This is a genomic window from Peribacillus sp. NPDC097224 (assembly GCF_044761985.1).
Taxonomy (GTDB): domain Bacteria; phylum Bacillota; class Bacilli; order Bacillales; family DSM-1321; genus Peribacillus.
This window is the reverse complement of sequence record NZ_JBIWDK010000005.1, coordinates 13,073-26,421: the sequence shown is the minus strand read 5'-3', so window position 1 is coordinate 26,421 and position 13,349 is coordinate 13,073. Positions and strand designations below refer to the sequence as shown.

The following is a 13,349-nucleotide window of genomic DNA, read 5'->3' as shown; positions in this document are numbered from 1 at the left end:
CGTTTCCTTCACAAAATATACTTGTACTATTTTGAAGGAAAGGGTGACCACACATGTCTGTATTAGACAATTGGGATCAATGGAAAAATTTCTTGGGAGATCGTCTTAATGAGGGTGAACGCCAAGGGTTGAATGATGAGACAGTAAATAGCTTGGCTTTCGAAATCGGTGATTACTTAGCTAAGCAGGTTGAGCCCCAAAACGACCAAGAAAAAGTGCTAGCTGATCTTTGGTCCGTTGCGAGCGATGAGGAAAAACAAGCAATGGCAAATGTAATGGTCAAGTTAGTCGAGAACAACGGAACAAAGTAAATATGTGAAGATAAAGGCCCCGTTACCCTTGTAATGGGGCCTTTATCTTGGTTATATAAAATATTCCGCTATCCTTCAATGAAAATGGAGATTTTTTATAGGGTTTTTCCTTTTAACTTATCAAGAAATACTATATTATAGAATCTAGACAGTAATAATTTAAAAGTAAAGAAGATGAAATAGTATGACGGATAAGTAATACTCGATGGTTGGATAAAAGCTTCTAGGCTTAAGGAGTGTTATCGTGGAGAAAAAAGAATGGTATTTTGAATATGAAATTCAAGTTAACCGTCCAGGTTTATTAGGGGACATATCATCTTTGCTGGGTATGCTATCCATTAATATCATCACTATTAACGGTGTCGACCAAGGCAGGCGAGGTTTGCTTTTAAGGGCAAACGACAGCCGAAATATAGAGAGATTTGAGTCCATTCTCCATACGATGGATACGATAAAGGTCATTAAACTTAGAGAACCCAAATTACGCGATCGGCTTGCGGTCAGGCATGGCCGTTATATACAACGTGATGCCGATGAAAAAAACACATTCAGATTTGTTCGTGATGAATTGGGCTTACTGGTGGACTTTATGGCCGAACTATTCAAACAAGAAGGTCACAAGTTAATCGGTATTCGAGGAATGCCCCGAGTCGGAAAGACCGAATCGATAGTTGCATCAAGCGTTTGTGCGAATAAAAGATGGTTGTTTGTGTCATCTACCCTTCTAAAGCAGACGATTCGCAGTCAACTTATCGAGGATGAGTACAATAATGATAATTTGTTTATTCTAGACGGAATTGTATCAACCCGTCGCGCCAATGAGAGACATTGGCAGCTTATCCGTGAAATAATGAGGCTTGATGCTGTCAAAGTCATTGAACATCCAGATGTGTTTGTTCAAAATACGGAGTATACGCTCGAAGACTTTGATTATATTATTGAACTAAGAAACAATCCAGAAGAAGAAATTACATATGAAGTTGTGGACCAAAAAGATCAGTTTTCTGGTTCGGAATTTGGATCCTTTGACTTTTAAAATGGCAGGTGTTTTATTTGACTGAATTAGGTAATCGATTAAAAGAAACTAGGGAAGCCAAAGGGCTTACCCTTGATGATTTACAGGAACTGACAAAGATTCAAAAGCGGTATCTTGTAGGGATTGAAGAGGGAAATTATAGTATGATGCCTGGAAAGTTTTATGTGCGGGCATTCATCAAGCAATATTGTGAAGCTGTAGGTCTGGACCCTGATGAAATATTCGAGGAGTTCAAGAGCGACGTGCCATCTGTCTATAGCGAGGAACTGCCTGAACAGCTTTCAAGGGTTCAAACCCGTAAGACGATTCCGGCAAAAGACTCCAAATTTGTAGAGATGTTGCCTAAAATCCTAGGTGTGATCGTGGTAATTGGTGTCGCTATATTGATTTGGGTGTTGGTTTCCAATAGTATGAGTAAGTCCAATGACAATGATAAAAAGAGCGATAAACCGAATGAAGTGGTTGGATATAACGAAAGTAATGAGTTTAACGAAAAAGAAGAAAAAGTAGATAAAGACCAGAAAAAAGAAACAGATACAGCTGATAAAAAGGATAAAGACAATGCTGTAGAAGAAGAAAAAGAAGAAGAAAAGATTGAGCAGGATTTGACTGTTGTCAGTTCTAGCGGTAAAAATAGTACGTATGAGTTAAAAGGTTCGGATACTTTCAAATTGAAAGTTTCCTCTAAAGGTTCGCCATGGGTAGGTATTACAAATGGTGAAGGGAAATTACTTTTCCAAGGGACAATCAAGGAAAATGAAAGTGAGGAAATAGATTTTACTGAAGAAAAAGAAGCTGTCATTAATATTGGTAGAGCAAACGAAACGGAAATTTTTGTCAATGATGAAAAGCTTGAGTATACTATTTCACCCAATGATATGACTACGCAATTGGTTACGATACAATTTACGAAAGCGGAATAGTCATCTCTTAGATGACTATTTTTCTCTTTTCTATATGGAAAATGTCCATGTTAAACCGGCATACATCAATGATTTTGAGGTAAATTATACATAGGTAAACCTGGCCATTGGCCACATTACAATGATGGAAAGCGCATTGCCTAAAAGCAAGCGTATATTTTGGAGGTTAAAAGTTTGAATCTGCCTAATAAGATTACAGTAGCAAGAATCTGTCTAATTCCAGTTTTTTTAATCATCATGCTCGTACCTTTTTCTTGGGGAACACTTACTTGGGGAGAGTATACATTGCCGGTGGCACATCTAGCGGGGGCTATACTTTTCATCATAGCTTCTACTACGGATTGGATTGATGGTCATTTTGCAAGAAAATATAATTTGGTTACTGATTTAGGGAAGTTTTTAGACCCGTTGGCCGATAAATTACTAGTTTCGGCAGCATTGATTGTTTTAGTTGACTTAGATTTAATGTACGGCCAGTCCTGGATTGCCATCGTCATTATCAGTCGGGAATTTGCCGTTACTGGTTTACGACTGGTTTTAGCCGGTACGGGTGAAGTGGTCGCGGCCAACCAATTGGGTAAAATTAAAACATGGGCACAAATTGTCTCAATATCTGCTTTATTGCTTCATAACCTGCCCTTTGCTTTTATTTCGCTTCCATTTGCCAATATCGCTCTATGGATTGCGTTAATCTTTACAATATGGTCTGGGGCCGATTATTTTGTGAAAAACAAGCAAGCTTTCATTAATTCTAAGTAACGAAGGGGTCGTTGATATGGATGCAGAAATCATTGCAGTAGGCTCTGAACTTCTATTGGGGCAAATTAACAATACAAACGGAAGGTTTTTATCGCAACAGTTTGCTGAAATGGGTGTCAATGTTTTTTACCATACTGTCGTCGGAGATAATGACCGTCGTCTGCAACAAGCCATAGAGATTGCTGAGTCACGGGCTAACTTAATTGTCTTTACTGGTGGCCTTGGTCCAACGAAGGATGATTTAACGAAGGAGACAATTTCTCGCCACATTGGGAAAAAGCTCGTCTTTGATGAGGATGCACTACAATCCATAGAAGCGTACTTTCAAAAGCGCGGTCGTCCAATGACTGAAAATAATAAGAAGCAGGCTCTTGTTTTGGAAGGCTGTGATGTATTGCCAAACGACCATGGCATGGCACCCGGAATGGTCTTGGCTAAATCGGGAATCACATATATGCTGCTTCCTGGTCCACCAAGCGAAATAGAACCAATGTTCTTAAACTACGGATATGAAGCAATCATGAAAAGGCTTGAAAAGCATGAACGAATTGATTCGAAGGTTCTTCGTTTCTACGGAATAGGGGAAGCGGAGCTGGAAACGGTGATAGAAGATCTTCTCGTAGACCAAACCAATCCAACCATTGCCCCACTTGCAGCTGAAGGGGAAGTGACTTTAAGGATTACAGCAAAAGAATCGTCTAAAGAAAAGTGTGAAGAGCTTATTTTGGGAGCGGAGAAGGAAATCCTTAGTCGGGTCGGTCAATATTATTATGGAAGTGATAATACATCGCTGATAAAAGAACTGGTTAAAGAATTAACGGTCCGTAAGCTAACGATCGCGGCGGCGGAAAGTTTGACCGGTGGAATGTTTCAAGAACAGTTAACGACCATACCAGGTGCTGGAAAAGTGTTCAAAGGCGGTATTGTCAGCTATACAAACGATGCAAAGGCGGATGTGCTAGGCGTAAGCGAAGGAACCATTTCAACTCATGGCGTCGTGAGCGGAGAGTGTGCCATGGAAATGGCCTCTAAGGTACGGGAGAAGCTTGATGCGGATGTGGGTATCAGTTTTACTGGCGTGGCAGGACCCGATGAACAAGAAGGGAAACCAGTGGGTACTGTATTCATTGGCATTTCCTTACGGGATGGGGACACCCGCTTTGAAGAGTTGAATTTATCTGGAAGCAGGGCGCAAAACCGAGTAAGAAGTGTAAAATATGGTTGCCATTATTTATTACGGGGTTTATAAGCGACATAAAAGCAGAGCTTAAAAGGCTCTGTTTTTTTATGTCTTAGAAGTTTTCGTTTTGTCGAATTAGGGAAAAGAAGAAAACAGTTTATTCAATAAAAAGGCATTTTATTAGCGGATATCTAAAAGAAAAAGGTAAAATCACGTAGACAAAATACTTTTTCATGAAGATTTAACCAAAAGAAAAAAACGAATGAATGTTCGACTTTTTGCTTGGCAAAATAGCAAAAAGAGTATATAGTTAAGATAGGTTTTGAGACAAGATATTGACCTTGTCCTCAAAGAATGGCTAACGTAAGAACATCTTTAATCGGACTGCCGATTATTTGAATATAGAGGAGGAACTTAAGTGAGTAGTGATCGTCAAGCGGCTTTAGATATGGCGTTAAAACAAATTGAGAAACAATTTGGTAAAGGTTCTGTAATGAAACTTGGAGAACAGTCCGATCGAAGAATCTCAACGATTTCGAGTGGGTCTCTAGCGTTGGATGTAGCATTGGGAGTAGGTGGCTATCCGAGAGGCCGTGTCATTGAGATATACGGACCGGAGAGTTCAGGTAAAACGACTGTTGCCTTGCATGCAATAGCAGAGGTGCAAAAGACTGGCGGAACAGCTGCATTTATTGATGCTGAGCATGCCTTGGATCCAGCATATTCTGAAAAACTTGGCGTGAATATTGATGAATTGTTGCTTTCACAGCCTGATACTGGTGAACAAGCCCTTGAGATTGCGGAAGCGTTAGTGAGAAGTGGTGCGGTGGATATTATTGTTATCGACTCCGTAGCAGCACTTGTTCCTAAAGCGGAAATCGAAGGAGAAATGGGAGATTCCCATATGGGTCTTCAAGCCCGTATGATGTCACAGGCCCTTAGAAAACTTTCTGGTGCTATCAATAAATCAAATACCATTGCGATTTTCATTAACCAGATTCGTGAAAAGATCGGGATTATGTTTGGGAATCCAGAAACGACTCCTGGTGGTCGTGCCTTGAAGTTCTATTCGACTGTTCGTCTTGAAGTGCGTCGTGCTGAACAATTAAAACAAGGTAATGAAATCGTTGGTAATAAAACAAAGATTAAAGTCGTTAAAAATAAAGTAGCTCCACCTTTCCGTCAAGCGGAAGTCGATATCATGTATGGTCAGGGAATCTCACAGGAAGGCGAAATCATTGATATGGGTGCAGACCTGGATATCGTCCTAAAAAGTGGTTCGTGGTATTCATACAATGATGAGCGTGTGGGACAAGGTAGGGAAAATGCGAAATTGTTCTTGAAAGAAAATCAGGACATCGCTAAGGAAATCTCACAAAAAATCAGGGACCATTATAATCTAGATGGAGAGTTTGAGCTCCCGAAAGAGGCTGAAGAGGAGCATCTTGAACTACTTGATTGATGGTAGGAAAGGACCTAAGCTAATTATGCTTAGGCCTTTTCTATATTCCTTAAGATCTTTGAAATGGAAAAATTGCAAAAATTAAAGCGGTTTTGCAGTCCTCAATTATGTTAAACTGATACATAATTGCTATGCATAGTAATAAAACGAGAATAAACCTTGATACATAAGGGACAAAGGCTTGACAATAAAAATTCTCAACTATACAATTAATATGTATATTTTACAATTTTTCAAACTAAAATTTTGAAAATTAAGAGCTGTATATTGAATTTATGTGCAATGTACTTGCCGACAGTTCAACATTTTATGTAAAAGTTCATAGCAAGGGGAGGTGAAACGATGGAACCCATGACAATCATCTTCACTTTGCTTGGCCTAATCGTCGGTGCAGTTGTTGGTTATTTTATTCACAAATCAAAATTTGAGAGTAAAATAGCAGGGGCAAAGGGCTCTGCTGAACATATCCTTGAGGATGCAAAACGTGAAGCGGAAGCGCTTAAAAAAGAAGCCTTGTTGGAAGCAAAAGATGAAATTCACAAGGTTCGTTCTGAGTCCGATCGGGAATCCCGTGAAAGAAGGAACGAATTACAAAAACAAGAAAATCGATTATTGCAAAGAGAAGAGAATCTTGATCGGAAGGATGAAACGTTGGATAAACGTGAAAGCCTTTTAGAGAGAAAAGAGGAGTCTCTTAACCAAAGACAACAGCATATTGAAGAGATGGAAAGCAAAGTGGACGAGACGGTACGCAAGCAACAAACGGAGCTTGAACGTGTCTCAGGTTTGACTCGTGAAGAAGCTAAATCGATCATTATAGATCGAACAGAAAATGAGCTTGCTCATGATGTAGCAGTTATGATTAAAGAAAGTGATACCCGCGCCAAAGAAGAAGCTGATAAAAAGGCGAAAGAAGTCTTATCTCTAGCCATTCAGCGTTGTGCGGCTGATCATGTTGCAGAAACCACCGTTTCTGTAGTGAATCTTCCAAATGATGAAATGAAGGGACGGATAATCGGACGTGAGGGCCGAAATATCCGAACACTTGAAACGCTAACGGGTATTGATCTTATCATTGATGATACTCCTGAGGCAGTCATCCTATCTGGATTTGATCCAATTCGACGGGAAACAGCACGTTTGGCTCTTGAAAAACTAGTTCAGGACGGACGGATTCATCCGGCTCGTATTGAAGAAATGGTTGATAAGGCAAGACGTGAGGTAGATGAACATATTCGTGAAATTGGTGAACAAACAACTTTCGAAGTGGGTGTTCACGGGCTTCATCCAGATCTTATCAAGATTCTTGGTCGTTTGAAGTTCCGTACAAGCTATGGTCAAAACGTACTGAAACATTCTATTGAAGTGGCCCAACTTTCAGGATTATTGGCAGCTGAGCTTGGTGAGGACGAAGTACTTGCCCGCCGTGCCGGTTTATTACATGATATTGGGAAAGCAATTGACCACGAAGTGGAAGGTAGTCACGTTGAAATCGGCGTTGAATTAGCGACTAAGTATAAGGAACATCCAACTGTCATCAACAGCATCGCTTCACATCATGGTGACACAGAGCCAACATCCATTATTTCGGTGCTTGTAGCGGCCGCTGATGCCTTATCAGCTGCAAGACCAGGTGCACGAAGTGAAACGCTGGAAAATTACATTAGAAGACTTGAAAAACTTGAAGAGATATCCGAATCCTATGATGGAGTGGAAAAATCCTTCGCGATTCAAGCCGGACGTGAAGTGCGGATTCTAGTGAAACCAGAACAAATAGATGATCTTTCGGCTCATAAACTTGCTCGTGACATCCGGAAACGGATTGAAGAAGAGCTTGATTACCCAGGTCATATAAAAGTAACAGTAATCCGTGAAACAAGAGCGGTAGAATATGCCAAATGATTTGGCTTGGAAAACGAAGTGGTGAAAACCACTTCGTTTTCATTTTTTGTATGAACTTTTTTGAGGATGTCTGTGCAATCAACCAGTTATACCAAATAAGTGAAATGTATATAGGAAAGGGTTTTAGTATGAAATTGTTATTTATAGGAGATGTAGTGGGGGCACCGGGCCGTGATATGGTTAAAGAATACCTCCCAAGACTTAAAGAAAAATATCACCCGCACATCACGGTAATAAATGGTGAGAATGCTGCAGGAGGCCGGGGAATTACGGAAAAGATTTATCGCAGTTTTCTGGAGTGGGGCGCGCAGGCCGTAACAATGGGAAATCATACATGGGATAATCGAGATATTTTTTCGTTTATTGATGAAGCGGAATATCTTGTTCGTCCAGCCAATTTCCCCATGGGTGCCCCAGGTGAGGGGCTGAAGTATATAGCTCTAGATCACCAGGAAATCGCTATCATCAATCTACAGGCCCGGACATTCATGCCGGCATTGGATTGTCCTTTCCGAAAAGCGGAAGAGCTCGTTCTGGAAGCCCAAAAAAGGACACCTATCATTTTTGTCGACTTCCATGGTGAAGCTACAAGTGAAAAACAAGCAATGGGCTGGTACCTTGATGGGAAGGTGACAGCGGTGGTAGGCACACATACACATGTCCAAACAGCTGATAACCGGGTTTTACCACAAGGTACAGCTTATGTATCGGACGTAGGGATGACAGGGCCTTATGACGGCATTCTGGGAATGGAAAGAGAGGCTGTCATCCATAAGTTCTTGACGAGCCTCCCTGTGCGATTTGAAGTACCTAAAGCTGGCCGTTCCTTATTAAGTGCTGTATTAATAGATATTGATGAAAAGTCAGGCAAGGCGGTAAACATTGAGCGAATACTGATAAACGAAGATAACCCGTTTTATAACTAACTTAAATGGACATCAGTCGTGGCTGATTGTCCATTTTTCTTTATAAAAGCTACGTGATTTTCACACGAAGGATTCAATGAGAGAAAAAGTTAAGTAAGGTCTCCTAATAGGGAATCTAAAATCTGTTGTTGGACAATCCTGGTTTTCTTTGTCATACAAGTTTTACTAGCTGAATATAGTAGCAGTGGAAAGTGTTATAACTATTGAGCCAAGTTATAATCGGCAGGGAAAACAAGGAGGACTAGGAATGGAAATATTAAAGGTTTCAGCAAAATCTAATCCTAATTCTGTAGCAGGCGCACTGGCGGGGGTTCTCAGAGAAAGAGGAACCGCAGAAATTCAAGCAATTGGTGCAGGTGCGTTAAATCAAGCCGTTAAGGCAGTAGCAATCGCAAGAGGATTTGTCGCACCTAGTGGAGTCGACTTGATTTGTATTCCTGCCTTTACGGATATTCTCATTGATGGCGAAGAGCGTACGGCAATTAAGCTAATCGTTGAACCAAGATAAATTCATAAGTTTATGCCTGTTTGTCGGATGGCGAGCAGGTTATTTTTTGTATGTGACGAATAAGAAAGGGAGAGAAGGGGGATTGGATGGGTGATTTTTGATGCGCATTGTGATGTTTTGATGAAATTGTTTATAGATCCGGATATTTCCTTTGTGGACAGTGATAAGTTACATATAACGAAGCGTGAACTTATGGTTTCAGGTGGAAAGGTCCAATGCTTTGCGATATACATTCCTGAACAAGTCCATTCGGATATGAGATTTCAGGCTGCCTTGGCGATGGTGGATATCTTTCACAAAAAAATCCTGGCTGAACCTGAAATGAAATTTATAAGGTCAAAGAAAGATATCGATTCACTGGGTGAAAAAGAGATAGGAGCTTTGCTGACATTAGAAGGCTGTGATTGCATCGGGGATGATGTATTAAAGATGAAAACCCTCCTTCAGCTGGGGGTTACTTCGGTAGGATTAACATGGAATTATGCCAATCTGGTAGCCGACGGAGTTTTAGAAAAAAGAGGAGGCGGGCTGACGAGATTTGGAACGGATGTGGTGGCATTATTGAATGTGCAGTCGATATGGTGCGATCTTTCCCACCTATCGGAATCTGGGTTTTGGGACACCATAGAAATAGCTGACTTTCCGATTGCTTCCCATTCGAACGCCTATCGTTTATGCCCACATCCAAGGAATCTGAAAGACAGCCAAATAAAGGCTCTCCTAAAAAAGAATGGGACTATTGGGGTGACATTTGTTCCTCAATTTTTATCACAAGGTAAATCCGCGTCCATAAAAGACGTTATCAATCATATTGAACATATTTGTAGTTTAGGTGGAGAAAAACAAATTGGTTTTGGATCGGATTTCGATGGCATAGAAGAGATGGTCGATGACTTGGTCTCTTATAGCAATTACCAAAATTTAATTGATGAACTTGATAGGCTCTATTCCACAGAATTCGTAAAAGGCATTCTTTTTGAAAATTTCATTCGTCATTATCCTCGATAAAAAAAGGATAGGGCGAAATGGTGTTTTTATTCTGATTTTGTAGATAGGATTGAATATTCTGAAAATATAAAAAATAAAAGCAAAAAGGTTGCAATTTATGTATTTAACCGATAGAATTGAAAGCGTTTAGTACACCTTTTCTGTCATAGAACGATTATTTACATATTGAACGTTCTGAAGAGAGGTACAGGTAAATAGCAGTTATATACGAACGTTCTAAAGGAGTGTAAGACATGATCAATCAACTTTCATGGAAAGTTGGCGGACAACAAGGTGAAGGTATTGAAAGTACAGGAGAAATATTCTGTATTGCCCTCAATCGCTTAGGTTATTACTTGTATGGCTACCGTCATTTCTCATCTCGAATAAAGGGAGGACACACGAATAATAAGATTCGTGTAAGTACTTCTGAAACTCGTGCTATCTCAGATGATTTAGACATCTTAGTTGCTTTCGATCAAGAAACAATAGACGTCAATTATAAAGAACTACACGAAGGCGGCATCATTATCGCTGATGCAAAATTTAAACCTGTCTGCCCTGAAGATACAAAGGCAGAGTTATATATAGTCCCATTTACGGAAATCGCATCTGAATTGGGTACTTCTTTAATGAAAAACATGGTGGCAATCGGAGCTACCTGTGCTGTACTTGGCATGGAAATCTCCGTGTTCAATGATGTTGTTGATGAAATCTTCGGCCGTAAAGGTGAAGAAATCGTTAAAAAGAACATGGATGCGATTACTGCTGGTTATAAGGCCATGGAAGTATTGCTTGGTGAAAAAGTGGGCGCTATGGAACTTGAAAAAGCGGATGGTCAAAAACGTTTATTCATGATTGGTAACGACGCAATCGCACTAGGTGCAGTTGCCGGTGGATGTCGATTTATGGCTGCTTATCCGATTACGCCAGCCTCGGAAATCATGGAGTATTTAATCAAGAAACTGCCTAAAGTGGGTGGTACCGTCATTCAGACGGAAGACGAAATCGCTGCAGCTACGATGGCAATCGGGGCTAACTACGGTGGTGTTCGTGCTATTACAGCTTCTGCCGGACCAGGTCTTTCATTGAAAATGGAAGCAATCGGTTTAGCGGGAATCACAGAAACTCCGATTGTTATTGTAGATACACAACGTGGCGGTCCTTCTACCGGACTTCCAACGAAACAAGAACAATCTGACTTAATGGCGATGATTTATGGGACGCACGGAGAAATACCGAAAATCGTCATGGCTCCAAGTACGGTTGAGGAAGCCTTTTATGATACGGCTGAAGCCTTCAATCTTGCTGAGGAATACCAATGTCCGGTTATCATTTTATCCGATTTACAGCTATCATTGGGTAAGCAGACCGTGCAACCGCTAGATTACAGTAAAGTGGAAATCAGACGTGGTAAACTTTTGGACACGGAAATAGAAGGCCCTCAAGAAAAAACATATTTCAAGCGCTATGAAGTAACAGAAGATGGAGTTTCTCCTCGTGTCGTTCCAGGCATGAAAAACGGAATTCACCATGTTACGGGTGTAGAGCATGATGAAACAGGGAAGCCTTCTGAATCAGCTGCAAATCGTGTAGCACAAATGGATAAGCGGATGCGTAAGCTTAGCAATTTAGCGAACACATTCAATACACCCGTTTACAAGAATGCACCACACGAAGAGGCTGACTTATTAATCCTAGGGTTTAACTCTACCCGTGGAACGATAGATGAAGCAATCGGCCGTTTAGAAACGGATGGAATAAAAGTGAATCATGCACAAGTTCGTTTGATTCATCCATTCCCTGCCGATGAAGTTCTTTCTTTAGTGCAATCAGCTAAGAAAGTAGTAGTAATTGAAAATAATGCGACTGGACAATTGGCTAATATTATCAAGATGAATGTCGGGCATGTAAATAAAATTAAAAGCATCCTAAAATATGACGGCAACCCATTCCTCCCGCATGAAATTCACACACAATGCAAGGAGATGTTCGAATATGGCAACATTTAAAGAATTTCGAAATGATGTAAAACCTAATTGGTGTCCTGGTTGTGGGGATTTCTCCGTTCAGGCTGCCATGCAGCGTGCGGCAGCCAACGTAGGCTTAGAACCGGAAAACTTAGCTGTGGTTTCTGGAATCGGCTGTTCAGGTCGGATTTCAGGCTACATCAAATCTTATGGTTTCCATGGCATTCATGGTCGTTCGCTACCGATTGCCCAAGGATTGAAAATGGCTAACCGCGAGTTGACCGTTATAGCTTCCGGTGGTGACGGAGATGGTTTTGCAATCGGGATGGGACATACCATTCATGCCATTCGTCGTAATATCGATATTACGTATATTGTCATGGATAACCAAATTTATGGTTTAACAAAAGGACAGACTTCCCCACGTTCAGCTGCTGGGTTTAAAACAAAATCCACCCCTGAAGGATCAATTGAGAGGGCTGTCTCTCCGATGGAATTAGCTTTATCGGCTGGTGCTACTTTTGTCGCTCAAAGCTTTTCGACGGATTTAAAAGACTTAACTGCAATTATTGAAGCAGGAATCAATCATAAAGGATTCTCCTTTATTAATGTTTTCTCTCCATGCGTAACGTATAACAAAATCAATACCTATGATTGGTTCAAACAAAATCTAACAAAATTAAGCATGATTGAAGGATATGATTCTACAAATAAAGAACAAGCCATGCAAACGTTGATGAAGCATGACAGTCTTGTGACAGGAATCATTTATCAAGATTCTTCACGTTCTTCTTATCAAGAATTAATTCCAGGTTATGCAGAAGAAGCATTGAATAAGTCTGATTTAACTCTAGATCAAGCTCATTTTGATAAACTTGTTGAAGAATTTATGTAAGCGTGAAAAGGTTCACCCCAAATTTGGGGTGAACCTTTTTTGTGGTTAATAACCAAGCGTTCTAATGAGGAGACAGCACGCTAGAAGATGGTGCTACCTAAATAGTAGGGCTTAGAAGAAACCGTTATTGCATCCGCAGCGGTTTCCTCGGTTACAGCACCCGAAAGAGAAGAAATTACAACGATTTCTTCTACAACAACAGTTGTTGTTATTGTTGTTATTGTTGTTATGATGATGGTGGTGGTGATGGTGATTGTTGTTGTCGTTGTGGCGGTCGTCGCGGTCATTGTCGCGTCTTTGACAACCCCTCACCGCACGACAGAAATCTCTTTCGATTCTGCTATTATCGTCGTTATTACGATGATGATCGTGATTATTATTGTTATTTCCAGAACATGACATATAAGTCACTCCTTAAATTGTTTTTGTTGTACGAGATATCTTATTCAAGAGCGGACAGGATGTTATAGGACTATGTCCTATATAGAGA

At 40.5% G+C, this 13,349-nt stretch carries 13 protein-coding genes; 12 read left to right on the top strand and 1 reads right to left on the bottom strand.

Going from position 1 to position 13,349, the window contains the following annotated elements; translation table 11 throughout:
* Nucleotides 1-53 precede the first annotated feature (53 nt).
* The 12 genes from ACIQXR_RS11295 (at nt 54) to ACIQXR_RS11240 (ending at nt 12,859) form a co-directional block, all read left to right on the top strand.
* On the top strand, nt 54-311 hold the full coding sequence (locus ACIQXR_RS11295) for a DUF3243 domain-containing protein (RefSeq protein ID WP_402868451.1): 258 nt from the start codon (nt 54-56) through the stop codon (nt 309-311).
* A 244-nt stretch (nt 312-555) separates the two neighbouring features.
* Complete coding sequence (locus ACIQXR_RS11290; protein WP_402868453.1) at nt 556-1,347, top strand: DUF3388 domain-containing protein; 792 nt, start codon at nt 556-558, stop codon at nt 1,345-1,347.
* A gap of 8 nt (nt 1,348-1,355) precedes the next feature.
* A complete protein-coding gene (locus ACIQXR_RS11285) occupies nt 1,356-2,270 on the top strand; it encodes a helix-turn-helix domain-containing protein (RefSeq protein WP_402868455.1) in 915 nt (304 codons plus the stop codon).
* 174 nt (nt 2,271-2,444) lie between these two features.
* A complete protein-coding gene (gene pgsA, locus ACIQXR_RS11280) occupies nt 2,445-3,029 on the top strand; it encodes a CDP-diacylglycerol--glycerol-3-phosphate 3-phosphatidyltransferase (RefSeq protein ID WP_402868457.1) in 585 nt (194 codons plus the stop codon).
* Nucleotides 3,030-3,045: 16 nt separating this feature from the next.
* The gene (locus ACIQXR_RS11275; protein WP_402868459.1) at nt 3,046-4,278 is read left to right on the top strand and encodes a competence/damage-inducible protein A; all 1,233 of its coding nucleotides are present in this window, start codon (nt 3,046-3,048) and stop codon (nt 4,276-4,278) included.
* Between the two features lie 349 nt (nt 4,279-4,627).
* Nucleotides 4,628-5,671 (top strand): recombinase RecA, encoded by a 1,044-nt coding sequence (gene recA, locus ACIQXR_RS11270; RefSeq protein ID WP_402868461.1) that lies wholly within the window; start codon nt 4,628-4,630, stop codon nt 5,669-5,671.
* 342 nt (nt 5,672-6,013) lie between these two features.
* Complete coding sequence (gene rny / locus ACIQXR_RS11265; RefSeq protein ID WP_402868463.1) at nt 6,014-7,573, top strand: ribonuclease Y; 1,560 nt, start codon at nt 6,014-6,016, stop codon at nt 7,571-7,573.
* Nucleotides 7,574-7,701: 128 nt separating this feature from the next.
* Nucleotides 7,702-8,499 (top strand): TIGR00282 family metallophosphoesterase, encoded by a 798-nt coding sequence (locus ACIQXR_RS11260; protein ID WP_402868465.1) that lies wholly within the window; start codon nt 7,702-7,704, stop codon nt 8,497-8,499.
* A gap of 247 nt (nt 8,500-8,746) precedes the next feature.
* Nucleotides 8,747-9,007, top strand: coding sequence for a stage V sporulation protein SpoVS (spoVS, locus tag ACIQXR_RS11255; RefSeq protein ID WP_191095538.1), 261 nt, complete (start codon nt 8,747-8,749; stop codon nt 9,005-9,007).
* Between the two features lie 90 nt (nt 9,008-9,097).
* Complete coding sequence (locus ACIQXR_RS11250) at nt 9,098-10,015, top strand: dipeptidase (RefSeq protein ID WP_402868466.1); 918 nt, start codon at nt 9,098-9,100, stop codon at nt 10,013-10,015.
* 233 nt (nt 10,016-10,248) lie between these two features.
* On the top strand, nt 10,249-12,006 hold the full coding sequence (locus tag ACIQXR_RS11245) for a 2-oxoacid:acceptor oxidoreductase subunit alpha (RefSeq protein WP_402868468.1): 1,758 nt from the start codon (nt 10,249-10,251) through the stop codon (nt 12,004-12,006).
* A complete protein-coding gene (locus tag ACIQXR_RS11240; RefSeq protein ID WP_402868470.1) occupies nt 11,993-12,859 on the top strand; it encodes a 2-oxoacid:ferredoxin oxidoreductase subunit beta in 867 nt (288 codons plus the stop codon). The genes ACIQXR_RS11245 and ACIQXR_RS11240 overlap by 14 nt, the downstream gene beginning before the upstream one ends.
* An 80-nt stretch (nt 12,860-12,939) precedes the next feature.
* On the opposite strand, the gene ACIQXR_RS11235 is transcribed toward ACIQXR_RS11240, so the two are convergent.
* Nucleotides 12,940-13,146, bottom strand: a complete 207-nt coding sequence (locus tag ACIQXR_RS11235; RefSeq protein WP_402868472.1) for a hypothetical protein — start codon at nt 13,144-13,146, stop codon at nt 12,940-12,942.
* Nucleotides 13,147-13,349 lie beyond the last annotated feature (203 nt).

Bases quoted from the DNA above. Each gene is read 5' to 3' on its own strand.
- ACIQXR_RS11275 (WP_402868459.1), top strand. From the start codon at position 3,046: ATGGATGCAGAAATCATTGCAGTAGGCTCTGAACTTCTATTGGGGCAA.
- ACIQXR_RS11240 (WP_402868470.1), top strand. From the start codon at position 11,993: ATGGCAACATTTAAAGAATTTCGAAATGATGTAAAACCTAATTGGTGT.
- rny (WP_402868463.1), top strand. From the start codon at position 6,014: ATGGAACCCATGACAATCATCTTCACTTTGCTTGGCCTAATCGTCGGT.
- ACIQXR_RS11245 (WP_402868468.1), top strand. From the start codon at position 10,249: ATGATCAATCAACTTTCATGGAAAGTTGGCGGACAACAAGGTGAAGGT.
- spoVS (WP_191095538.1), top strand. From the start codon at position 8,747: ATGGAAATATTAAAGGTTTCAGCAAAATCTAATCCTAATTCTGTAGCA.
- ACIQXR_RS11235 (WP_402868472.1), bottom strand. From the start codon at position 13,146: ATGACCGCGACGACCGCCACAACGACAACAACAATCACCATCACCACC.
- ACIQXR_RS11260 (WP_402868465.1), top strand. From the start codon at position 7,702: ATGAAATTGTTATTTATAGGAGATGTAGTGGGGGCACCGGGCCGTGAT.
- ACIQXR_RS11295 (WP_402868451.1), top strand. From the start codon at position 54: ATGTCTGTATTAGACAATTGGGATCAATGGAAAAATTTCTTGGGAGAT.